The sequence below is a fragment of the Gemelliphila sp. 1F1 genome (assembly GCF_056897515.1).
Genome location: NZ_JBXHBE010000003.1, coordinates 96678 through 121672 on the forward strand (window position 1 = coordinate 96678; position 24995 = coordinate 121672).

The 24995-nt window shown below is 31.1% G+C and carries 23 protein-coding genes and 1 pseudogene; 3 read left to right on the forward strand and 21 right to left on the reverse strand.

Translation table 11 applies throughout. The features are described 5' to 3' along the window. Positions 1 to 4: 4 nt before the first annotated feature. The 15 genes from rplX to AC1XWJ_RS04475 form a co-directional block, all read right to left on the reverse strand. Positions 5 to 310: a 50S ribosomal protein L24 gene (gene rplX, locus AC1XWJ_RS04405; RefSeq protein ID WP_179942105.1), complete on the reverse strand. Its 306-nt coding sequence runs from the start codon at positions 308 to 310 to the stop codon at positions 5 to 7. A gap of 38 nt (positions 311 to 348) precedes the next feature. Then, a complete protein-coding gene (gene rplN / locus AC1XWJ_RS04410) occupies positions 349 to 717 on the reverse strand; it encodes a 50S ribosomal protein L14 (RefSeq protein WP_483334684.1) in 369 nt (122 codons plus the stop codon). Positions 718 to 757: 40 nt separating this feature from the next. Next, positions 758 to 1021, reverse strand: a complete 264-nt coding sequence (rpsQ, locus tag AC1XWJ_RS04415; RefSeq protein WP_179941099.1) for a 30S ribosomal protein S17 — start codon at positions 1019 to 1021, stop codon at positions 758 to 760. Between the two features lie 14 nt (positions 1022 to 1035). Continuing rightward, a complete protein-coding gene (gene rpmC / locus AC1XWJ_RS04420; RefSeq protein WP_370520016.1) occupies positions 1036 to 1221 on the reverse strand; it encodes a 50S ribosomal protein L29 in 186 nt (61 codons plus the stop codon). Between the two features lie 23 nt (positions 1222 to 1244). Further along, positions 1245 to 1670: a 50S ribosomal protein L16 gene (rplP, locus tag AC1XWJ_RS04425; RefSeq protein WP_179942103.1), complete on the reverse strand. Its 426-nt coding sequence runs from the start codon at positions 1668 to 1670 to the stop codon at positions 1245 to 1247. A 2-nt stretch (positions 1671 to 1672) separates the two neighbouring features. Continuing rightward, positions 1673 to 2326, reverse strand: coding sequence for a 30S ribosomal protein S3 (gene rpsC, locus AC1XWJ_RS04430; protein WP_483334685.1), 654 nt, complete (start codon positions 2324 to 2326; stop codon positions 1673 to 1675). 42 nt (positions 2327 to 2368) lie between these two features. Next, on the reverse strand, positions 2369 to 2704 hold the full coding sequence (gene rplV / locus AC1XWJ_RS04435) for a 50S ribosomal protein L22 (protein WP_135156418.1): 336 nt from the start codon (positions 2702 to 2704) through the stop codon (positions 2369 to 2371). Between the two features lie 27 nt (positions 2705 to 2731). Beyond that, positions 2732 to 3013, reverse strand: a complete 282-nt coding sequence (rpsS, locus tag AC1XWJ_RS04440; protein WP_179942101.1) for a 30S ribosomal protein S19 — start codon at positions 3011 to 3013, stop codon at positions 2732 to 2734. 78 nt (positions 3014 to 3091) lie between these two features. Then, a complete protein-coding gene (gene rplB / locus AC1XWJ_RS04445) occupies positions 3092 to 3922 on the reverse strand; it encodes a 50S ribosomal protein L2 (protein ID WP_483334686.1) in 831 nt (276 codons plus the stop codon). Between the two features lie 35 nt (positions 3923 to 3957). Then, positions 3958 to 4239 carry a 50S ribosomal protein L23 gene (rplW, locus tag AC1XWJ_RS04450; protein ID WP_483334687.1) on the reverse strand — a complete coding sequence of 94 codons (282 nt, stop codon included), beginning with the start codon at positions 4237 to 4239 and terminating at the stop codon, positions 3958 to 3960. Next, the gene (gene rplD, locus AC1XWJ_RS04455) at positions 4239 to 4862 is read right to left on the reverse strand and encodes a 50S ribosomal protein L4 (protein ID WP_483334688.1); all 624 of its coding nucleotides are present in this window, start codon (positions 4860 to 4862) and stop codon (positions 4239 to 4241) included. Before rplD ends, rplW begins: the two co-directional genes overlap by 1 nt. A gap of 29 nt (positions 4863 to 4891) precedes the next feature. After that, positions 4892 to 5554 carry a 50S ribosomal protein L3 gene (rplC, locus tag AC1XWJ_RS04460; protein WP_483334689.1) on the reverse strand — a complete coding sequence of 221 codons (663 nt, stop codon included), beginning with the start codon at positions 5552 to 5554 and terminating at the stop codon, positions 4892 to 4894. 20 nt (positions 5555 to 5574) lie between these two features. Then, positions 5575 to 5883, reverse strand: coding sequence for a 30S ribosomal protein S10 (gene rpsJ / locus AC1XWJ_RS04465; RefSeq protein WP_483334690.1), 309 nt, complete (start codon positions 5881 to 5883; stop codon positions 5575 to 5577). A 269-nt stretch (positions 5884 to 6152) separates the two neighbouring features. Beyond that, entirely contained in the window at positions 6153 to 6536 is a 384-nt protein-coding gene (locus AC1XWJ_RS04470) for an OsmC family protein (RefSeq protein ID WP_483334691.1), read from the reverse strand. Between the two features lie 12 nt (positions 6537 to 6548). Continuing rightward, complete coding sequence (locus tag AC1XWJ_RS04475; protein ID WP_483334692.1) at positions 6549 to 7208, reverse strand: HAD family hydrolase; 660 nt, start codon at positions 7206 to 7208, stop codon at positions 6549 to 6551. 150 nt (positions 7209 to 7358) lie between these two features. Between AC1XWJ_RS04475 and AC1XWJ_RS04480 the strand changes: the two genes are divergently transcribed. Further along, the gene (locus tag AC1XWJ_RS04480) at positions 7359 to 8573 is read left to right on the forward strand and encodes a Tle-like phospholipase domain-containing protein (protein WP_483334693.1); all 1215 of its coding nucleotides are present in this window, start codon (positions 7359 to 7361) and stop codon (positions 8571 to 8573) included. A gap of 104 nt (positions 8574 to 8677) precedes the next feature. Here the strand turns inward: AC1XWJ_RS04480 and AC1XWJ_RS04485 are convergent, their stop codons facing one another. Together AC1XWJ_RS04485 and AC1XWJ_RS04490 are read right to left on the reverse strand one after the other, a co-directional pair. After that, positions 8678 to 13048 carry a mucin-binding protein gene (locus AC1XWJ_RS04485; protein WP_483334694.1) on the reverse strand — a complete coding sequence of 1457 codons (4371 nt, stop codon included), beginning with the start codon at positions 13046 to 13048 and terminating at the stop codon, positions 8678 to 8680. 393 nt (positions 13049 to 13441) lie between these two features. Further along, positions 13442 to 14560 (reverse strand): annotated as a pseudogene (locus AC1XWJ_RS04490) (CapA family protein). A gap of 283 nt (positions 14561 to 14843) precedes the next feature. Here AC1XWJ_RS04490 and AC1XWJ_RS04495 point away from each other — a divergent pair. Both AC1XWJ_RS04495 and nhaC read left to right on the forward strand, forming a co-directional pair. Continuing rightward, positions 14844 to 16277, forward strand: coding sequence for a hypothetical protein (locus AC1XWJ_RS04495; RefSeq protein WP_483334695.1), 1434 nt, complete (start codon positions 14844 to 14846; stop codon positions 16275 to 16277). A 179-nt stretch (positions 16278 to 16456) separates the two neighbouring features. Next, positions 16457 to 17836, forward strand: coding sequence for a Na+/H+ antiporter NhaC (gene nhaC, locus AC1XWJ_RS04500; protein WP_483334696.1), 1380 nt, complete (start codon positions 16457 to 16459; stop codon positions 17834 to 17836). A 40-nt stretch (positions 17837 to 17876) separates the two neighbouring features. Here nhaC and AC1XWJ_RS04505 read toward each other — a convergent pair whose 3' ends face one another. The 4 genes from AC1XWJ_RS04505 to AC1XWJ_RS04520 all read right to left on the reverse strand — a co-directional run bounded on the left by AC1XWJ_RS04505 (position 17877) and on the right by AC1XWJ_RS04520 (position 24859). Next, positions 17877 to 19670 carry an aminopeptidase P family protein gene (locus AC1XWJ_RS04505; RefSeq protein WP_483334697.1) on the reverse strand — a complete coding sequence of 598 codons (1794 nt, stop codon included), beginning with the start codon at positions 19668 to 19670 and terminating at the stop codon, positions 17877 to 17879. Positions 19671 to 19682: 12 nt separating this feature from the next. After that, positions 19683 to 20645 (reverse strand): prolyl aminopeptidase, encoded by a 963-nt coding sequence (pip, locus tag AC1XWJ_RS04510; protein ID WP_483334698.1) that lies wholly within the window; start codon positions 20643 to 20645, stop codon positions 19683 to 19685. A gap of 234 nt (positions 20646 to 20879) precedes the next feature. After that, positions 20880 to 22244, reverse strand: coding sequence for a peptide MFS transporter (locus AC1XWJ_RS04515; protein ID WP_483334699.1), 1365 nt, complete (start codon positions 22242 to 22244; stop codon positions 20880 to 20882). Positions 22245 to 22534: 290 nt separating this feature from the next. Continuing rightward, entirely contained in the window at positions 22535 to 24859 is a 2325-nt protein-coding gene (locus AC1XWJ_RS04520) for an ABC transporter ATP-binding protein/permease (RefSeq protein ID WP_483334700.1), read from the reverse strand. Positions 24860 to 24995 lie beyond the last annotated feature (136 nt).

The following is a 24995-nucleotide window of genomic DNA, read 5'->3' on the forward strand; positions in this document are numbered from 1 at the left end:
TTAATTATATTTCTTTTCCTGATTTTTTAGATATACGTACTTTTTTACCGTCTCTTGTTTCAAAACCTACTCTTGTTGGTTTCCCAGTTTCAGGGTCTTGTAACATTACATTCGATACATGTATCGGTGCTTCAAATTCAACTCTTCCACCTTGAGGTGCTGCTTGACTTGATTTTGTATGCTTTTTAACAATGTTTACACCTTCAACAACTACACGATCTTTCTTCGGTAAAGCTTCTTTTACAATTCCTACTTTACCTTTGTCTTTTCCGGTAATTACTACTACTTTATCACCTTTTTTAATGAACATGTCTTGTTAGCCTCCTTCTTTATTGTACTTTTAACTGATTATAATACTTCTGGAGCTAGTGATACAATTTTCATATAGTTGCCATCTCTTAATTCACGAGCAACTGGACCAAAAATACGTGTACCACGTGGACTCTTATCATCACGGATAATTACACAAGCATTTTCATCAAATTTTATGTAAGAACCGTCGTTACGACGAGCTCCTGTTTTTGTACGAACTATTACAGCTTTAACTACATCACCTTTTTTAACAACTCCACCCGGTGTTGCTTTTTTAACAGAACATACAATTACATCACCTATATTAGCGATTTTACGTCCTGAACCACCAAGAACTTTAATTGTTAAAACTTCTTTTGCTCCTGAGTTATCAGCTACTTTTAAGCGTGTTTCTTGTTGAATCATGCGCTTTTTGCCTCCTTCTTACAGTATATTAATACTTTTCTTAGATAATTACTGCTTCTTCTACTACTTCTACTAAGCGGAAGTTTTTTGTTGCAGATAATGGACGAGTTTCCATTATTTTAACGATATCATTAATTTTTGCTACATTATTTTCATCATGTGCTTTAAATTTTTTCGAATATTTTACGCGTTTCCCATATAGAGGGTGTTTTTTGTATGTTTCTACTAAAACTGTTATTGTTTTATCCATTTTTGTAGATACAACTTTACCAACGTAAACTTTTCTATCATTTCTTTCAGTCATAGTTGCCTCCTATTTTATTTATTCGCTAATTCTCTTTCGCGAATAACAGTTTTCATACGAGCGATTGATTTTCTAACTTGACTAATACGAGCTGTATTTTCTAATTGACCAGTAGCCAATTGGAAGCGTAAGTTGAAAAGCTCTTCTTTTAATTCTTTGATTTTTGTTTCTAACTCTTGTGAAGTTAATTCTCTAATCATAGATTTGAATTCTCTTGTTTTCATTATGCTTCACCACCTGTTTCTTCACGTTTCACAAATTTACATTTAACAGGTAATTTGTGAGATGCAAGTCTTAGAGCTTCACGAGCAACTTCTTCACTAACTCCTGCAACTTCAAACATCACTCTACCTGGTTTAACAATTGCAACCCATCCTTCAACTGCACCTTTACCAGAACCCATACGAACTTCTAGAGGTTTTTTAGTATATGGCATATGAGGGAAGATTTTTATCCAAACTTTACCACCACGTTTCATATAACGAGTCATAGCAATACGTGCTGATTCAATTTGACGAGAAGTAACTCTTGATGCTGTTGTAGCTTGTAATCCGTATTCTCCGAAATCTACTACTGTTCCACCTTTTGCTTTACCTTTTGTTGATTGTCTATGTTGACGACGATATTTTACGCGTTTAGGCATTAACATAATTAGTTACCTCCTTTTTCAGATTTTTTAGTTGGTAATACTTCACCACGGTTAATCCAAACTTTAACTCCAAGTTTACCATAAGTTGTATCAGCTTCTTCGTGAGCATAATCAATATCTGCACGTAGTGTATGTAGAGGTACTGATCCTTCTGAATAATGTTCAGCACGAGCCATATCTGCTCCTCCTAAACGTCCTGATACTTGAGTTTTAATTCCTTTAGCTCCTGCTCTCATAGCTCTTTGGATAGCTTGTTTTTGAGCACGACGGAATGATACACGAGCTTCTAATTGACGAGCGATTCCCTCTGCAACTAGTTTTGCATCTAAATCAACTTTTTTAACTTCCACAACATTGATGTGTACTCTTTTTCCTGTTAATTTGTTTAATGCTAATCTTAATTTATCTATTTCAGAACCACCTTTACCAATAACCATTCCTGGTTTTCCAGTGTGTACTGAGATATTTACTTTTTTATCAAATCTTTCAATTTCTACTTTAGAAACTGAAGCGTCTTTTAATTGTTTACTGATGAATTCACGTATTCTAAAATCTTCGTGTAAATTAGCAGCGAAATCTTTTTCTGCATACCATTTTGAATCCCAATCACGAATGATTCCAACACGTAATCCTATTGGATGTACTTTTTGACCCACAGTTTTGCCTCCTTTATTGGTTTAGCTTTTTTCTTAAATTTATTATTTATTATCACTTAATACTATAGTGATATGACTTGTTCTTTTGTTTATTGCACTTGCAGATCCTTTTGCACGAGGACGGAATCTCTTAAGAGTTGGTCCTTCATTTGCAAAAGCTTGTGATACTACTAAGTCTTCTACATTCATTCCATAGTTATGTTCAGCATTTGCAGCAGCTGATTTGATTACTTTAGCTACTGGTAATGAAGCTGCTCTAGGTGTGAATTCTAAAATTCCTAATGCTTCGCCCACTTTTTTCCCACGTACTAAGTCTAATACTAATCTTACTTTACGAGGTGCTATGCGGACAGTCTTAGCGATTGCTTTTGACTCCATGAGTGTGCCTCCTTAAATTTCTTATAATTATCTTCTTCTAGTTTTTTTATCGTCTGCTACGTGACCTTTATATGTTCTTGTTGGCGCAAACTCTCCAAGTTTGTGTCCTACCATATCTTCAGTTACGTATACTGGTACGTGTTTTCTTCCGTCATATACAGCAAAAGTTAATCCGATAAATGTCGGGAATATTGTTGAACGACGTGACCAAGTTTTAATTACTTGTTTTTTCTCTTGCCCACTCATTTTTTCAACTTTTGCTAATAAGTGGTGATCAGCGAATGGTCCTTTTTTTAAGCTACGAGCCATTTTGTTATCTCCTTTCGAATACTATATGCTGGATTTTTGGTAAAGAGCATCTGCTCCCTACCAAACCTAGCTATTTTCCTATTTATTACGAGCACGTACGATGAATTTGTTTGAACGAGCTTTTTTAGAACGTGTTTTCTTACCAAGTGTAGGTTTACCCCAAGGTGACATTGGTGATTTACGTCCGATTGAAGTACGTCCTTCCCCTCCACCGTGTGGGTGGTCGTTAGGGTTCATAACAGATCCACGTACTGTAGGTCTTTTACCTAACCAACGAGTTCTACCGGCTTTACCGATATTAACTAGTCCGTGTTGTTCGTTACCAACTTCTCCGATTGTTGCACGGCAAGTTGCCAAAATCATTCTAACTTCTCCTGATTTCAAACGAACTAATACGTATTTACCTTCTTTACCTAATACTTGTGCACTAGCTCCTGCAGAACGTACTAATTGTCCACCTTTACCTGGTTTTAATTCGATATTGTGGATTAGAGTACCTACCGGTATGTTCGCAAGTGGTAAAGCATTACCAACTTTAATATCTACTTCAGTTCCTGATATTACTTCTTGTCCAACTTTTAATTCTTTAGGTGCAATTATATATCTTTTCTCTCCATCTACATAATGTAATAGAGCGATATTTGCAGAACGATTTGGATCGTATTCTATTGTAGCAACTTTTGCTGGTACATTATCTTTATTTCTCTTGAAATCTATAATACGGTATTGTTTTTTATGTCCTCCACCATTGTGACGAACAGTAATTTTACCTTGATTATTTCTTCCCGCTTTTTTCGGCAGCGGTGCTAATAATGACTTTTCTGGTTTTGTCGCAGTAATTTCTGCGAAATCTAATGATGTCATATTACGACGCCCATTAGTAATAGCTTTATATACTTTAATAGCCATTTGTCATTTATCCTCCTTAATGGTACTTGTCTATTCTATGCGAATAAACCTTCTATTGTTTGTCCTTCTGCTAACTTAACGATAGCTTTACGTCTTTTGTTAGTATATCCTGCGTGTCTTCCTACACGACGGAATTTTGCTTTATAGTTCATAACGTTAACTTTTTCAACTTTAACTCCGAAGATTTCTTCGATAGCTTGTTTGATTTGTGTTTTATGAGCTCTTGTATCTACTAAGAAAGTATATTTATTTTCTTGCATTAATAGATATGATTTTTCAGTCAAAACAGGGCGTTTGATAATATCGCGTGCTTCCATTATGCTAATACCTCCCCAACTTTTTCTACTGCATCTTTAGTGAATACAACTTTATTGTGTCCTAAGATGTCTAATACATTTAATCCAGTTGATTCAATAATTGTAACTCCTGGAATATTTCTTCCTGACATTAAAGTATTTTCTTCATATTCTGATACTACAAACAATACTTTTTTGTCAATATTTAAATTGTTAAGCATTTCTTTAAAGTTTTTAGTTTTAATTGTGTCAAACGTTAAAGTTTCTAATGCAAATACTTCGCTAGCCGCTACTTTAGAAGATAAAGCAGAACGTAATGCTAAACGACGCATTTTTCTTGGCATTTTGAAGCTGTAGTCACGAGGTGTAGTTCCCATCGCAACTCCTCCTCCACGCCATTGTGGTGAACGGATTGACCCTTGACGAGCACGACCTGTTCCTTTTTGACGCCATGGCTTACGACCACCACCTGATACTTCAGAACGTCCTTTAGTTTTATGTGTACCTTGACGTAAAGAAGCTCTTTGTAATGTTACTGCTTGGAATAAAACGTGTTGATTTGGTTCAATTCCAAAAACTGCATCATTAGCTTCTACTACACCAACTTTAGTACCGTCTTGTTTAAATAATTCTAATTGTGTCATGTGCTAATTTTCCTCCTTCCGTATATTTCTTATTTACCAGATTTAACTGCTGATTGGATTTTTACGAAGCTTTTTTTAGATCCTGGAATACATCCTTTAATTAAGATAACACCAGTCTCTACATCTACACCAACTACTTCAAGGTTTTGTGTAGTAACTGTAACTCCTCCCATTTGACCTGGTAATGCTTTACCTTTGAATACACGGTTAGGTGCTACAGGTCCCATTGACCCAGGACGACGGTGGTAACGAGAACCGTGAGCCATTGGTCCACGACTTTGTCCATGGCGTTTGATTGCCCCTTGGAATCCTTTACCTTTACTTACTCCTGTTACGTCAACTAAGTCTCCTGTTGCAAATATATCAACTTGGACTTCTTGACCCACTTCATAATTCGCTACTTCAGCGTCTCTTATTTCACGAACAAATCTTTTTGGAGCAGTATTTGCTTTATCAGCATGTCCTTGCTCAGGTTTGTTAGCTACTTTTACTAAACGATCTTTACGCTCTTTGTCGTAAGGACGTTTATCATCAAATCCTAATTGGATTGCATTGTATCCTTCAACTTCTTCTGTTTTCTTTTGTAATACGACATTCCCTTTTGCTTCAATTACTGTTACTGGAATTAATTCTCCATTTTCAGCAAAAATTTGAGTCATACCTACTTTTCTTCCTAAGATACCTTTGGTCATCGAAAGTCACCTCCTAAATATTATAATTTTAATTCGATGTCAACACCTGATGGTAAGTTTAAGCTAATTAAAGCATCAACTGTTTTTTGTGTTGGTTCTACAATGTCGATTAGACGTTTGTGAGTACGTTGTTCGAATTGCTCACGACTATCTTTGTACACGTGAACTGAACGTAAAATTGTATAAACTGTTTTTTCTGTTGGTAATGGGATAGGCCCAGAAACTTTTGCTCCAGAACGTTTAGCAGTTTCAACAATTTTCTCTGCACTTTGGTCTACTAATCTGTGATCATATCCTTTTAAACGGATACGTATTTTTTGTTTTGCCATCATTTCTCCTCCTATAATTGTATTCGCCACCGTCATGCAGTGACTTCTCCACGAAAGTTCTCCAGCACGCATGCCATGGCAAAGCGGCCGGGCGTGTCAGTAACCTTTCGCTTCAACGCAAGTCTTTGGTAAAGACCAACATTATTATTATACATTGTTAAATATGATATTGCAACCTTTTTTTGAAAAAATTTATTGAATATGTTTTCCTTTTTTATGTACGTTATTTTTGCAAATGACATACACTAAAAAAACTAACTCTTTACGAGTTAGTTAATTTTCTTTTCTATTATATAAATTCTTTCTATGTCTTCTGCCATCAAATGAGAAATTTTACAACGCTCCTTTATATTTGCCAAAACTCCTTCTTCATCCTCTTCTGAAAATTCTGGGTAATCAACTGCTATTTTTGCTATATATTTTCTATTTTCGTAGTCAACATCGAGTTCTATAGTAGCCTCTAAATCATTTAGTCCATATTTTCTAAAGAAATATCCTTTTACACACATTAAAATACAACTAGAAAATGCTGAAGCAAAAACGTCCATAGGTCCATCAAAACCTGATTCGTTCATTTTTATTAAATATTCACTATTCTCACTTTGAACAGTTACATCGAAACCATTTTTTAATTTGCTTTTTACAATATACACACTTAAATTCTCCTATAAAAATTTTCTTATTTCCTCAAGCAAATTGCAATCTCTCATATCATATTTTACATCTGAAAAATCGAAATGTTTAGTTATATAATTAGTCTGTAATATCAAATAAGCTCCTGAACTTGCTGCAGCCATTGCTCCAGGTTTAGAATCTTCAACAGCTATACAGTCCTCAATATCAACTCCTAATCTCTCAGCAGATGCTAAATATATATCTGGATAAGGTTTCCCTCTTTCTACATCATATTTAGTAACTATATCATCAACATAGTTGTATAAGTCATATTTTTTCAAACCTTCTATTATATGTTCCAAAGTTCCGTTCGAAGCTACCCCTATTTTGATTCCATTATCCTTCAAAAATGCAAAAGTTTCTTCTATATAAGGAAGAACTTCGGCTTTTCTAACACCGCTAAACATTTCAAACCCTACTTCTTTTTCTAGTTCATTATAAACTTTTTCTTCTATATTATATGTAAACATAATATATTCTCTACATTTTTCCACACTAGTACCAGAAACATTATGTATATACCCTAACTTCTCTAGTTCTTTTCCTGTATATTTTTTTACTAAATCAGACATAACTTCAAAATACAGTTTTTCTGTATCTATAATCGTACCATCATAATCAAAAATTACCGCTTTTAATTGTTTAACCATTTTATCCTCCTAATTTTGAGCTATATTAATAATATCATTTATCTTATATAATTTCTATATAATTTAAAAAACAGATTAGCGCATTTTTTAGTTGACTAATTTTCTTTTTGACTATATAATTATTTTATATTTTTTATTATAGGAGGCAACATGAAAAAGAAAAAATTTATAACAGCATTATTATTAACAATGCTAGTTACACCATTAAATTCATTAAGTACTTTTGCAAACAAAACTGAAAATATACAACAATTAAATAACGAAACAAGTAGTATACAATCAAATACAAAAATAGAAAATAAAGATGACTTATTAGTAGAAACTACTAAAATAAAAGAAAATACTACCGTAACAAAAATTTCTGGTGATGAAACAGAAAATAAAATACCTAACGAAGATAACGGTAATAACAATAAAGAAGAGACTAACGAATATTCTCCAAAAGATAATTTAACGATAAATAACAATACAGACACAGACGGAGACGGAATTATCGATTCAGAAGAAAAAGAAAACGAAGCAAAATCTTGGAATTTTTCCGACAGAGATGCATTAATGTTTTCGTGGTTATCTTATCTAAAAGATGATTATATAAAAGAAATATTAGATGAAAATAATAAGATAAAAGATAATACAAAGTATAAAAATATAATTAATATGATTCATACAGAGCTATCACCTTTTTGGAAAGTCAAAAAAACTTATCATTACAACAATGGATTTGATGCAGTTATATTCGAAACAAGAAGTAAAAACCCAAATATCGAATCAAATATAAATGTCCTAGCCATAGCAGGAACGAACGGAATAAGTGATATGGATGATGATTTAGCCTTGTTTGCAGGAGCAAATCCAAAACAAGCAACATCAGTAGAAAATTTAATAGATTCACTGAGCTTAGATCCTAACAGAAAAAATTTATATATCACAGGACACTCGCTAGGAGGATATTTATCACTTCGTGCGCATAGCTATGCAGTTCAAAAAGGATATGATTTTGTTAAAAAATCTGTAACATTTAATGCACCTAAAGTAAAAGGAAATATTTTTAATAGAAATCTTAGAAAAGTAGAACAAGTTGTAAATCAATTAACTAAAGACGGAAAGTCTGTCCATTATAAAGTTAGCAACGATAATGTTATTCCATTAGTAGGATTCGTTAAAGAAGCTATATCTATCGGAAAAACAACAGGTAAACATTCTCTAAGTTCATTTTACGAAGAACAAATAAACAATCTAGGATACTTTTCTATAGGTACTCGTCAAGACATAACAGGAAAACAATACGAAACTATTGATACTATTGACAAGAAGAAAGCAACACCTAAACTAGCATTTCATTATAATTATAGAGAAGCTTTTTAGAACTAAAACCTCTGTTTATTAGTAAACAGAGGTTTTTTATTTTATAAAAAAATACCCCTCTTAATTTTTTTAAGAGATGTATTTTTATAAACAATTAATCATTATTAATTATTTTTTCTTTTTTTCGAACGTAATCCTGCTGCTCCAGATAATGCTAATAACGCCAAGGCAGTTGCACTACCCGTAGTATCACCTGTATTAGTTAACGCTTTATTGTTAACTTGTGTTCCTGTATTACCATCATTGTTAGGAACTTCATTGTCGTTACCTGGTTTATCGTTATTTTCGTTAGGTTTGTCTGGTTTATCCTTATCACCATCAGGTACAGAAGGAGTATTATCTTTTTTGTAAACTACAGTCTCAACTATATCTCCACTTTCATGTGTAACAGTTACTGCCGGAACTTCTTTTCTATCCGCAGTGTATCCTTTAATTTCTGGACTAGTTACTACACCAAATTCTTGAGCTTCAGTCCAATCTCCCCAAGTAACTTTTCCTGTTACTGTATCTTTTGTTCCTGTACGAGTAAATGTTTTTTCTTCTACTACTGAATCACTAGCTTTTGTACCATCTTCGTACACATAATTTATTGCTCTTGTAACTTTTTTGTTTTCTATTACTTGCTCTGTTGCATTCTTATTATATTTTACAACTTCAGTTATATTTCCACTTTCATTAGTTACTTTTACTGCTGGAATTTCTTTTCTGTCCGCAGTGTATCCTGAAATTTCTGGACTAGTTACTGCTACAAATTCTTGAGCTTCACTCCAATCTCCCCAAGTAACTTTTCCTGTTACTGTATCTTTTGTTCCTGTACGAGTAAATGTTTTTTCTTCTACTACTGCATCTCTAGCTTTTGTATCATTTTCGTACACATAGTTTATTGTTCTTGTAACCTTTTTGTTTTCTGTTACTTGCTCTGTTGCATTCTTAGTATATTTTATAATTGTTTCAAATTCTTTAAGTTCATCAGTAGCATTTACAACTTTTTCAACTACAACTGGAATATTAGGTGTATAACCTTCAATTTCTGGGCTAGTTACTGCTACAAATGTATGTGTTCCACTATTACTCCAATCAGTATAAGTTACAGTACCTGTAGCCTTATTTGTAATTTTTTGACGAGTAAATGTAACTGTAGATTCTTTTGTAGGTTTTGCTTCTGTACCATCTGCATACACATATTTAATAGTTTGTTTGAACATTACACTTTCATCTTCAGTTTCTTTTTCTGCTTCGTAAACATAAGTTACTGTAATATCTTCAGATGCTGTAACTCCAGCAGGTTGTCCTTGAATCTCTTTTAATTTATAGTAATCTTTTGTGATTCCAGAAGTTGTGTAATTTTCTCCTGACACTATATTTTCTACTTTAGAATTTGCTAATTCATTTTTATCTGTATCTATCCACTTAGTAGTAACAGTCACATAACGTTGAATTTCTAAATTATAAGTTGGTGCTGCATTAAATATGTTATTAGCTCCTGTAGATGTTGAATGTTCTCCAGTGAAATGAGTATCTAGCTTAATTGATGTATTTTGAACACCATCTTTCATATCAGTTATTGTAAATGGCAATTCAGCAGATGCCGTAGCAGCTGGTGATAAATTCTCTGACTTTAATAATACAGAACGAACTTTTGACCAATCAGTAATTTGATCTGCAGTTACATATTTAGCTACTGCATCTGCGGTAATTTGGCTATCATTAAACTCTTCATAAGAGTATAATAGGATTCCATTACCACTATCACCGGTAGTTGATATAGGGTAGTTTCCGTTGCCAGTAAGAGTTAATGTAACATCATCTCCATTTTTTACACTAGGAAGATTTACAATATTGTATGAATATGCAGAGTTTCCTCTATCCGTTAAAATGTTAGCTAAACGAATATTACCACTATTATTATCCACACTGCCATTTTTAGAATAATTAAATTTGACCGTATCAGTTTCCCCTGCATATTTACTAGCAGATTCATTCTTAATACCATTTAATGATCCATATGTAGATGGATAAGTAAAGCTATAGTTTGCTTCTTTATTCGTTGGGTAAAATCCTAAGTTAGAAGAACGAACTTTATAAGTCGTACCATCTTTTAATGTTATTTCTCCTATATTTCTCCAATTACCTTGAGATATTGCTAATTGATCATCATCATTTACTTCCATAAACAAACTCATACCATTATCAGTATAGTATGTATAGGATAGTGGAAGTTGGTTTTTATCAGCTACTATTTTTATTGGCGTAGATTCATTAACTCCACCTATAGTTACTACATTAGCACGTCTCCAATCTGGTGTATTAGGTAGAGATACCTTGAACATACGTTCTCCATTAAGACCTACATACCCTAAATCTTCAATTTTAGCTTCAGAATACTCTTGACCCGCTTTATAAGCTGTTAGTTGACTAGCATCCTCCACGTCAAATCCTTGAGGTATAGCAAGTAAATATATACTTGGTCTATCATCTATTTTAGCAATATTACGTATCACATACCTAATATTAGCTTCATTACCTCCATTAGTACTATCAGGTTGATAAGATGTATTGTTAAAGTCTGTCACTACACCTGTAAATTGATTAGAAACTGCAGTAGGATTTTTTATATCTAATGACATATTTCCAGACTCGTTAGCTTGGTCAGAAGTTACATTAAATGTATAATCTGCTTTATCTCCTGCATTCTTTGTACTATTGTCAGTTAAGATAGCATTTTTCGCAAATACAACTTTAACTTTTGTTCCTGCTTCAATATTTTTATAGCCAATATCAATAGATTTAATGTTAGATCCATCTTTTGCAAGACCTTTAGCAACATCTTCATCTGTAATAGGTACTATTATACTATTTTGATTAGATGTTACATAATTACCCGCTGAACTAAGATTAAATGATGTTCCATCAGTTAATGTAACCTTGAAAACCCCGTTAGGTTGATTTTCACTTGATGTTGATAATGATATCGCATAATAACCACTTCCACCATTCATAATAGTTCCTGGCTCTACATCAATATGGATATTAACATTAGTTTGAGCAGTATTTCCATCGTTAAATACTTCGATTGATCGTCCATTACTGTAATCTAGTGCTGTATCATCTGACTGATGATTTCCATCAGCTTTACCATTATCAGTATAAATATCTCCATCTTTAGCTTTAAATTCTACTTTTAGGCTATTTTGTTCATTATTTGTTACACCGATACCTACATTTTTAGTACCACTAGTTTGTTGACTTTGATTTTTGGCTATTTCCCCAGTAGCACTATTTATAGAGCGATAATTTACAGTAGCACTAAAATTATTTTCACTAGCATTAATATCTTCTGTATAACTTCCGAATAAAAGTAGCGAGCCATTTTTTAAATTAGCTTTCCCACTATTAAATGTAATAGTAACAGGTGTTCCCGCTCCTCCTGCTTGAGATATTTTTATACCATTTCCTGAAGCTAAAGTGTTAAAATCAGCAGTTGTATCTCCTACTAAATTCGATCCAGTAAGTCCGTATGCATATCCTATACTAGTTGTATCCGCAACAAATCCTTTAGGAACATTTAGTGTTACAGTACCTTCAAAATTATCACCATCTGCTTGTCCATTGTTATCTAAATTAATACCAACACTGTATTTTTGGTCTTTTACTAATCCTTTACTAGCAGTTTGATTTTGGTCAAACGAAATATTAATATTTTCAATTTCCGCAGGTTTTCCGATTTTATAAGTTAAATCTTTTAGTTTAACACCATTTTTCTTAAGAGTAACTGTGTAAGTACTACCTTCTTCCAGGAATGACCAGTCCGAAACAGTTGGTGTCAATTTAATATTGAAAGCAACTGATGCAGTACTGTTAAATCTATATGTAAATGTAGTATTTTGATTAGCTTTGTTAGTAACATATCCTGGATCAGCAACAGCTTCCACTGATGTAGAAATAGTAGCATCTAAACTTTTGTCTGACGAAGCACTAAAAATATGAGGTACTTCTACAGTAATCTCGTCCCCTGCATTAACTGGCAATATAGCAGTTACATTACGAATATCATTATCACCGTGTACTAATGTAACATCACTACTTTGTGTTTTATTATCAATTATATCACTAACATTTACGTTATTAGCAGCTCTATGACTAACTTCTTCTTTTGCAGTTTCTTCAGTTACAGTCGAAGCAGAAAGTGTATTATTAGTTGTTAATTCAACAGAATTAACGCTAGCATTTTCATCAGTAACTACATATTCTAATTTAGTGTTATCTTCTTCTTTAGCGTTAACCTCTACATTATCGATTGCTACTAACACTGATTCTGTAGTGTCAGCAGCTTGAGCATCACTAGACACCCCAAAAGCGAGAAATGCCCCAGCTATAAATGAAGCAACTCCAATACTCAATTTTTTAATTTTGTACTTGTTTTTACGAACAGCATTTTTTTCTATGCGTAATTTCAAATTATTTTTTGAAAACAAAACAATTACCTCCTAAAATTTTCATCATAAAATATATTCATCTAAAAGTATCACTTTCTACATTATTTGTCAATAGCTTCCAACAAATTGCATAATAGAAAATTTAATTTTTTTGTAGTAACAAAAGTTTCTCGCTGCGTGTAATTGTAAATTAAAATTACAAAAAATATATAAATTCTCATTATAACCATATCATTACTAAATACTAATTTAGTATTATTCAATCATATTATCTATTAACAATTTAATTTCTATAAATACGTAAATAATTATAAAAATATTCTTAATTATATACTAGATTCATTATATAGAGCAAATTCTGAAAAATAATTACCTTTTACGACAATTTAACAATTTATAGAAATACAAAAAAACTTCTATTAACAGATAATATTAATCCCAAACAAGGCGTACATGATCATTCATTTCTTCATAAGCACGTTCTATTTTGGGCTGAATATCATCACTATAAACTCCATAATACTTACCACCAGCCAAGAAATCCTCTATTACAATAACTCGATAGTCAAAAAGAGGATATCCCTTATAATAATTTCCATTAGTTTTAGCAATAACCATAGTAGGATGAGATTTGACTTTTTTAATAATAGTTTTATCTCCATCTTTTTCAAAAGTTATATCCATAAGAACACCTCGCTCCGTCCACTTTCTATTAGCAACATCGGACATCATCTCATAAGTCTGATTAGAAATAAAATTTCCCATAGAATAAATGATTAATTTTTTATCTCCGTCTTTTTCTACTATTTCTGCAGGTTGTACTACGTGAGGATGTCCACCTAACACTACATCTGCTCCCCAATCAATCATTTTTCTATACAATTCTTTTTGTTCATCAGTAGGATAAATACTATACTCTACTCCCATCTGAGGCATAATTACAGTAACATCTGCTATTTTTTCTGCAGTTTCTATTTCTTTTTTCATTTTTTCTTCATTCAAATCTTACATATAATAATTATACTGCTCCTGGCTAATATTAATCTCTAAACCATTAAACCCATAAGCATAGGCTAGAAAAGCTATTTTTATTCCATTAACTTCTTTTACAACTATATCAGACTCTTCACGACTATTATCAACATACACTCCTATTGGTGTTAATCCCAAATCGTTGAATTGTTTATACGTATTTTGAAGTCCATACAATCCTGTATCCAAAATATGATTATGAGCTAAATCAACAACATCATAACCTATGTTTTTCATAGATTGTGCAGCTTCTTTAGGAGCATTAAACAGAGGATAACCACTTAGACTATGTCTATCACTTATAGTTCCCTCATAATCTCCTATCGCCAAATCTGCTCCTGAAATTCTATCTTTAACATATTCAAAATAAGGATCAAAATTATAATTTCCATTATTCTCCCTAGCACTCCAATATAATACATCATGATAAAGAATATCTCCATTAGCAACAATTTGTGCAACTTTAATATTATTTTTATCATCAATTACTTTATCTTTATAAATAATAAAAACTAAAATAAAAAATACTCATAGTTAATAACAAAAATAAAGGTATAATTATTAATAAATTTCTTTTAATATTTCTCATAATACACTCCTCCTAACTAATATTATAACAAAACTAATTAACAAAAAGTAATATAATATATTACAATTATAAAGATAATAACTATCAATTACCAAATTGCCTTATTACTTTAAATTCGTAAACAACAAAAATATATTTTTAATATATAATTGAATAATATACACAAATATTATATAATCATTTCAGATTATTACTTAGGAAAGGGGAATTTTATTGTTTAATTTTAACAAAAGAATCACTTTAATTTTTGTATCAATAATATTTAGTACTTTTTATTATTTTATATTACCAGTATCAATATTTAATAGCTTACCTATGGGAGATACTCCTATATTTGAATATTTTGGATATGCTATGACAAAGGGCGAACTACCTTACAAAGATTTGTTTGATCATAAAGGAATATTTATATTTTTAGCACACTACGTTGGGTATGCGTTAATGAAAGAAACAGGTATAAAACTAGTATTTTCAATATTTATTTTTGTTTTTATTTATTTTTCTTTAAAAATAATAAAATTATTTACAAATAATAGTTTATCAATACTATTTAGTACATCTATAATATTTCTAAACTACATATATATTTCAGAATTAGGATTGAATGTAGAAACGCTGGCTTTACCTTTTATAACAATGTCTTTATATATTTACTTAAATTATTTCTTAAACGATCAACTTTCAAAAATTAATATAATTTTATTAGGGATATCATTTTTTATAGTATTTTTTACAAGAGCAAATATGATATCTATATGGGTATTTTTTACAATTATAATTTTTATAATTTATTTAAAAAATAAAAACTATAGATTATTATTAAATTATATATTGTACTTCTTTATAGGAGTGTGCATAGTATTAATACCTACAACGATATATTTAATAAAAAACAATATACTATACGATATGCTATATCAAGCATTTTATGTGAACTTCACATATGCAGGCGGCTCTGGCGCTGGGATATTTAATTTATCAATATGGCTTTTAAAATTGTTCAAAGAAATGAATATAATTTTAGTAGTGGCAGTAGCTAACATATTACTAAAGATAGACAGAAAACTTATTACATATAATTTACTTTTTATTTTCGCTACATATATGGCATTTTTATCAAAAAGAGATTACTATCACTACATAATAGTTTTAATACCTTTATTAATTCCTTATGTAGCAACAGTATTCAACTATATATTTACAAAAATAAAAATAAATATTAAAAATTTCATTTTAATAGCTATTACCACAGTCGTACTTTATTTATCTGGAGTTGAGAATTTTACCAGAAGTTTGTTAGATAGAGATAATATTGATAATACGTTTGCGCAAGCTAGTGAATATATAAAAAATAATACAAATTCTGAAACAAAAATATATGTACATAGATTATCTGGTACAATATACCTTCAAGCAGAAAGAATGGCGTCAACTAAATACTTCTTTATACCTTCTATAAATGAAGAAATTTATTTTGATAACTTCAAAGAAGAAATAGAAGAATCTAAGCCTGAGTATATAGTAATAAGTAACTATTTTATAAACAATGAAAAATGTGATAAATTTATACAAGAATATGCTGACAAAAATTATAGTGAAGCATTCAAGGTAGAGCATCTTTTAGTTTACAAAAAAACTAAATATTAATATAAATAACCTCAAAAGTTATATAAATATAACTAATGAGGTTTTGTTATTTTTATTATTAATAACTTAGCATTAATTTTGATTATATATAATCTAGAAATTTTCTAATAATTTATTGTAATTTTCTAACTTTTATGATATAATATCAACAATTTTAATACTTTAAGGAGGTAAACTTTATGTTAGAATTTAAGTCACTTAGAAAACCCTCTTTACTAGAGGCTTCTTTAGTAGCTTTATTAGTCTTAGGTATTCTAGGTACAATGATTATATTTATACCAAATATAACTCCTCATATACCTATTATAACCGCATTAACAGTGTTATTAATATACGGACTAATTAGAAAAGTTAAATACAAAGATATGCAGGATAGCATGACATATGCTGTAGGTTCGAGTATGGGAGCAATATATTTATTCTTCTTTATAGGCGTTTTGATTACAGCTCTTATGATGAGCGGAGCAATCCCAACTCTAATGTATTATGGACTATCAATTATGTCTGCTAAGACTTTCTATCTGTCTGCATTTATTATAACTGCAGTTATCGGTATTTCTATCGGTAGTAGTTTGACAACAGTTGCTACATTAGGAGTTGCTATTATAGGTATAGCTCAAGCATTTGATGCCAATTTAGCTATAACTGCCGGAGCTATTGTTTCTGGAGCATTCTTCGGAGATAAAATGTCCCCTCTATCAGATACTACTAGTATTTCTGCCAGTATTGTAGGTATAGACTTATTTGAACACATTCGTAATATGATGCGAACTACTATCCCAGTATTCGTTATCTCAGCTATATTTTACTACGTATTATCACTGAACATAAAAATTTCTAATTTAGATAATATAGCATTGTTCAAACAAGATATTTTATCAACAGGGATAGTTCATTGGTATGCAGTAATACCATTTGTTGTGTTAGTCGCACTAGCAATATTAAAAATACCTGCAGTTATATCAATTATAGCTACAACAGGAGTATCACTTATCATTACTTCTATCCACTCTAATTACAATTTAGAAGATATTTCAACATTTTTCTTCAAAGGATTTGCTCTTGAAACTGTTCCAGAAAGTGTTGCTAGTCTTATTCAACGTGGAGGTATTTCTAGTATGTTCTTCACGCTATCAGTTGTAATTTTGGCACTTAGTTTAGGTGGACTTTTGTTTTCTTTAGGTATTGTATCTACTATTTTAGATACTCTCGCTAAAATTTTAACTTCTGCCGCTTCTGCAACTGCTACCGTTGCACTAACAGCAGTAGGAATTAACTTTATAGTAGGAGAACAATACTTATCTATCTTATTAACTGGTAGAACTTTCAAACCTGTTTATGATAAATTAGATCTTCCTAAGAAAAATTTATCACGAACGTTGGAAGATGCAGGAACAGTTATTAATCCGTTAGTTCCTTGGAGTGTCTGCGGAGTATTTATTTCTCACGCATTAGGCGTTCCTGTATTTTCATACTTACCTTACGCAATATTCTGCTACGGAAGTTTATTGTTAACATTATTAGCAGGATTTACAGGACTTACAGTAAGCAAAAAATAATAAAAAACTTGAGTATCATTAAAGATACTCAAGTTTTTTATTAAATCTCTCTAGTAGCTTCTTTTAGCCAAACTCTCTCTTCGTCAGTTAAGTGAGGAGCTATTACTTCATACACTTTTTTATGATAATTATTTAGTTCGTATTTATCAACATCGGTCATAATATCAACATCAATAGCTTCTAAATCAAAAGGTACATACGTAATAACTTCAAACTCATAAAATTGTCCATATTCGTTTTTTACAGTTTTTCTAACTACTAGTTCATTCTCTAATCTTATACCGTGAGAGCCAGCAACATAAAGTCCAGGTTCATTAGTAATTACCATACCTTCTTTGAATGGTTCTGCTGCACGAACTACGTTCCAATGTATTCCTGCAGGTCCTTCGTGGATATTACCTAAATATCCTACTCCATGCCCTGTTCCGTGATTAAAGTCTTGATAATTATCCCAAAGACCGCTTCTTGCAAATAAGTCAATATTAGCTCCAGAAATACCTTCTTTGAATTTAAGTCTTGATAATCTCAAATTCCCTTGTAATACTCTAGTATAATCACGTTTTAATTCTACGCCAACTTCTCCCATAGCAGTTGTTCTAGTTATATCTGTAGATCCTTCTAGGAAGTTAGCCCCAGTATCAGTTAAGAAGAATGTGCCTGTAGTCAACGGAACGTTAGTTTCTTCTGATGATGAGTAGTGAACTATTGCTCCATTAGCTCCATGTCCACAAATAGGATCAAAACTTGGGCAAATAAAATTACCTTGTGCTTTCCTAAATTCTACCAATTTATCAGAAGCAGATAATTCTGTTTCTTTATCACTAACCCCATTTTTTACAAGTTGTTTTAACCAATAAATAAACTTAGTATGTGCCACTCCATCTTTTATATGAGCTTTTATTATATTATCAATCTCTACATTATTTTTCATAGCTTTCATCAATATAGTAGGATTTCTTTTTTCTACTAAAGTAGTTTCTTTCGGAATATTATTAAATAAAGCGTAATTCAACAATGTTGGATCTACTAGCACTACATCAGAATAAGAGAATTCTTTCACATCTTCATATATATTGTTATATGGTTTTAAATTAACGTTATTTTTAGCTAAATCTGTCTTTATAGTATCGGCTAACTTCGTTTCATCTACATAGAAATCTACTTTATTCTCATATACTATCGCATAACTCAAAAGTAACGGGAAGAAATCAACATCCATTCCTCTAATATTAAGTAGCCATCCAATATCATCTAGACTAGTGATAATATGAGCATTAGCCCCTACATTATTCATTTCTTTACGAACTCTTGCTAATTTGTCTTCTACACTTTCCCCTGCTTGACTTAAATCCAAAGCAAATGCTTTATTTTTAGAAAGAGCAGGTCTATCTTCCCAAATTTCATCAATTAAATCTACATCATATTTTATAGTTGCATTTTTATTTTTTAGTCTAGTAGCTAAATTTTTACCTTGACCAAAAGTTACTACACGACCATCAAACCCTAACACACCATTTTCTTTTATATTATCGACAATATATTCTTCAATAGTAGGTACGCCTGGATCAAACATTCTTTGCAATTCTATTTCTGTACCAGCAAGTTGTTTTTCTGCTTGCAAGAAGTATCTTCCATCAGTCCATAGACCTGCGTAATCTTTAGTAACTAAAACTGTCCCAGCAGACCCTGTAAAACCACTTATAAAAGCTCTAGCTTTAAAATGTTCTCCTACATATTCACTGTTATGAAAATCAGCAGTAGGAATCATATAAATATCAATATTATCACCTTCCATCAACGCTCTTAAATTTTCTAAATTTTTTGCTATACTCATAATACGTCCTCTTTATCCTAAAATTTCTCTAAACTTATCTGTAGCTGTAACCAAAGCACTAATTATTCCTGGCTCTCCAGAAGAATGTCCGGCATCTTCTACTATATTCAATTCTGATTTGTTTAATTTTTTATGTAGCAAATGTGCTCCGATAACTCTACAATCTATGTCATATCTACCATGAACAATTACAGTTGGGATATCTTTAAATTTATGACAATTATCTAGTATAAAATTATCACCTTCCCAAAACATATTATTCATCCAAAAATGACATTCAATTGTTGCCATAGAAATCGCAAAATCAATATTACCAAAACTATCCTCTAAATTAGGATCAGGTAATAATGTAACTAAGCTACCTTCCCACATACTCCATTCTTTAGCTGCTTGCTTGCGAACTTCATAGTCATCACTAGTAAGTTTTTTGTAATAACTAGCTATAATATTATTCCTTTCATCTTCTGGAATTATACTAATATATCTCTCAAAAGCAGCCGGTTGAATATTACTAGCTCCACCTATTTCATATATCCACTCAATATCTTCTCTACGTCCCAAGAATATTCCACGAAGAACTAGACCTAAAACTCTCTCTGGATACTTAATAGCGTAACACATAGCTAATGTAGATCCCCAACTTCCTCCAAATACCAACCATCTATCTATTCCTAGATCTTTACGTATTTTCTCAATATCTTCTACAATACTCCAAGTATCGTTATTTTCTAAGCACGCATGTGGAGTAGATTTTCCACTATCCCTTTGATCAAATACTATAATACGATAGAAATCCGGATCAAAATATCTCCTACACGTAGGCGAAGTTCCACATCCAGGTCCACCATGTAAAAATATTACAGGTACTCCATTAGAATTACCACTTTCTTCATAATAAATATCATGAACATTATCAACTTTTAGTTTTTTACTAAAATTTTCCTCTATCTCAGGATATAACGTCCTTAACACCATAACTTTACCCTCCTTAGTAATTTTATTAATATAAAATCATAATAAATATTTTAATAAATATTTACTACTTTAATTTTGACTATAACTATAATAAAAATTTTCAAAAATTTTCCATTAAATTAAGTTTAATAATCTTTACTTCATTATATCACACAATTATAACGGTTACAAATTTATTTACAATAAAAATACCTTAAAAGAATTATATAACTCTCTTAAGATATTTTTTTTGCATTAGTCCACTAGAGTCTCATCTTCTCGCAACTCAACCAATGATGCTAATTTTTTATCGAACACAAACAATAACACACCTAATAGACATAGTACTACAGTTATTAATGAGTATGCGTACATAAAGTCTAATTCAGAAATAGCTTTATATACATATCCGTAAGATAATGTAGCAAAGAATGTTGCTGCTACCCAAACTGACATCATAGTAGATAATAAATGTTTCGGTGAATATTTAGAAACAAAAGCATTTCCTAATGGAGAGAATACCATTTCTCCTAAACTTAATAGAACTCCAAACATTACTATCCACATTAAACTTGCCTTATTCGTTTCAGCAGAACCAATACCTCTTTGGAATTCAGCTCCTATAAGCATTAAGAATGATGCTCCTAATAAGAACAGACCTATACCTAATTTTTTGTATAAACTCAAATCTCCTTTTGGTCGTTTTGATAAACGTAGCCATAATGCACCCAAAATAGGTCCTAACACTATACATAATAATGCATTTTCTGAATCAAACCATGCTGTAGGAATTTCAAAATCACCTATGTTAAAGTTTACATATTTTGGCGCATAGTCATAAACAGCAAGATAAGTTAAGTACCAGAATAACCAGAAAATAATAGAGAATGCTGAAATTAAGAAAATTGATGCAACTCGACGTTTTTCATAGTCTGCTAAAGGTCTTTTCTCTTCCACAACTTTTTCTACTTTTTCTTCTCCTGCTTTGAATGGTATTTTTCCTGCTTCTCCTAAAGACTTATATCCTAAAACAAACCATATAGCTCCCAATAAACAAAGAAGCCCCGCAAGCTTAAAGCATTGTAAATATCCACTTTGTTCTGATGTAGCTAAAGAAACATACAAAATACCAACTGCAGTAGTTCCAACAAATGAACCTACATTAACAAAAGAATATTGTGTTGAAAACGCAGAGTCTTTCTCTCCAGAAGTTTTGAACAAAGTACCTGTCAAAGAAGAAAGATTTGCTTTAAACAATCCTGTACCTATCCCTACTAATGCTATCATAACCCATAACGATGCTTTAGTTCCAACATACCCTTGATATGCATATCCAATTGCCATAAGCAATAATCCTACAGGTATTAAATATCTAGCTCCTATATATCTATCCGCTATAAATGACATAACTACTGGTGCTGCATAAGTTGCTGCAACGAATAAACTTTGCATAACTCCTGCTTCCCCTTTATCAATACCTAAACCTCCATTTACTAAAGCAGCTGTTAAAAACGCAACAACAAGCCACTTTGAAGAATAATAAGCTGCTCTTTCAAATGAAAAAGTCAAAGAACACATATAAAAACTCCAAGGCTTTCTTGTACTAGCTTGATTATCCATAACTGTTCCTCCTTTTTTATATTTTATAATTACGCTTTCATTCTATCACAAAAATTTAATAGTTACAATACTATTATTAATAAATATATTATAATATCAAAAATTTATTTATAATTTAACTATAATAAGAGTAACGCAAAATAATACACATTGTTTATAGCAACATATTTACAATAATTTTATATTAATTATTACAATAAAAATATTATTTTTTGTAAATTATAGTACGAAAATTAAATTATATTAAATAAAAAAGACGGTTAACACCGCCTTTAAAATATATAAAAATTCTATTCTGTTCTTAATGCTTCTACAGGATTTTTCTTAGCCGCTATTCTAGCAGGTATAATACTAGCAATAAGAGTTAATAGTAAACTCAGCAATATTAACAACGTAGAATTTTGAATAGATAAACTAGCTTTAAATCCTTCTGCTTTTATTGCATTAGATACTATATTACTAATAGGAATAGATAATAACATAGCTACCACTACTCCAAAGATTCCTGAAGATAGTCCAACAAGACCAGCTTCTACATTGAATATTCTTGTAATATCTTTTTTTCTAGCTCCAATAGCCCTTAAAATACCTATTTCTTTAGTTCTTTCAACCACAGATACATAAGTTAAAATACCTATCATAACAGATGACACCACTAACGATATAGCCGCAAATGCAGTTAAAATAATAGTAACTGTATTTATCATTTGATTCATCATTTCTGTCATCATCTTAGCTAAGTCAGTGTAGCTTATATTGTATTTGCTAGCTTCTGAACTACTTGAGCCATATTTTTCATTTATCTTTTTGTTGTAATCTTCTATAGTTTTTACGATATTTTCTCTATCCTCAAACGATTTAGGATAAATAGATACTTGACTAGGTTTTGTACTTCCACCTAATTGCCCTATAATTTGTTCATAAATTGTTTCTGATATAGGTTCATTAGTTATAACATTCTTCGTACTATCCGCTTTTTGTGCTTCTACTATCTTAGAATTTTTCTCTTTTTCTAACATAACATTTTCTAAAGTTTGTGTATACCCAAGAACAGAACCACTACTTTCGTATGTACTTTCTTTAGGTTTTACTATTGCAACTATTTTGGCTTTTTCACCCGAATCATAGCTAGACTCATTCAACTCTGATAATGTGTATATTCCACTTCTTTCAGTATAATAATTATCATTACTCAAAATACTAAATTCTTTGCCTAGTAAGTCTTTGTAATCTAATTTACTATTTTCATCATATCCTAGTGCTTTTAGAATATTCTTATCAATAGAATTATCTTTGCCTATATAAAGTATCATTTCTTCTGCTTTAGTTGGATATACAAAATTATCCGTTGTTTTTGCTACTACATCATACTGATTTAAAAGAACATTTTCGTCCTCAGATAGCTTAGAAAAATTATTATCTCCTCCAAAAGATGCACCTTCTGTTTTGAATTCTTGAACTGATCCACTAGAATTTTTAACTAGTGCTTTTAATTTGTATTCATTAGTATATTCAATATTTTTATAATAATCTTTCGCATTATTTTCTAAATATTTTAGAAATGTTTCACCGTTACCTAGAACATCTTCTGTATATATATTTTTATGAATTTCATTCCTATTACCCGCTTTAATAGTCGTGCTATTATCTACTTCTGTATCAGATAGTACAATTTGAAAATTCATCTGTTGCGAACTTATAGTTATCGGCATACTCGCCATATTTTCATTTTCTAGTTTATCAATATAACCTTTCATTCCTGCAGAAATAGATAACACCAAAGCTATACTTATTATTCCGATACTTCCCGCTAAAGTAGTCAACAGTGTTCTTACTTTCTTCGTAAATAAATTTTTTGTACTAGATTTTATAGAATCACTAAGTTTCATAGAAGTTTTCGGAAAATTAGGCGTTCCTTCTTTATTATTTTCACTATCGCTATAAGGGTTTGTATCTTCCTGAATTTTCCCATCGGACACTCTTACTATTCTATCACTATATTTTTCTGCAAGCTCTGGATTGTGTGTAACCATAATTACTAATTTATCTTTACTAATTCTTTTTATTAGTTCCATAATTTGAACACTCGTTTTACTGTCCAAAGCTCCCGTAGGTTCATCAGCTAAAATAACTTTCGGATCAGTAACTAGTGCTCTTGCTATAGCTACACGTTGCATTTGTCCACCTGATAATTGACTAGGTTTTTTATAAATATGCTCTCCTAATCCTACTTCTTCTAATGACTTCTTCGCTTTTGCTGTACTTTCTGATGAACTAAAACCAGAAATAGATAACGCTAATTTCACATTATCCAAAACTGACAAATGACTTATCAAGTTATAACTTTGAAAGACAAAGCCAATAGTTCCATTTCTGTAACTATCCCAATCTTTATCCTTGAATTGTTTAGTAGAACATCCATCTATAATAAGATCTCCAGAAGTGTATTTATCTAAACCTCCTATAATGTTCAACATAGTAGTCTTTCCACTACCACTAGCCCCTAATATAGAAACAAATTCCACTTCACGAAATCTAATACTTACATCATCTAGAGCTGTTGATTTATTGCCGCCTAAAACATATTCTTTTGTAATATTGCGTAATTCTAACATTTTCTTCTTCCTTACTAAAATAAAATTTCATATAATTATATCTCAAAAGATTTTGACCGTCAATAAAAAAGTATAAAATACGGAAATATTATAATATAAAGCTCAAGAGTATAAACCCTTGAGCTTTACTATTTAA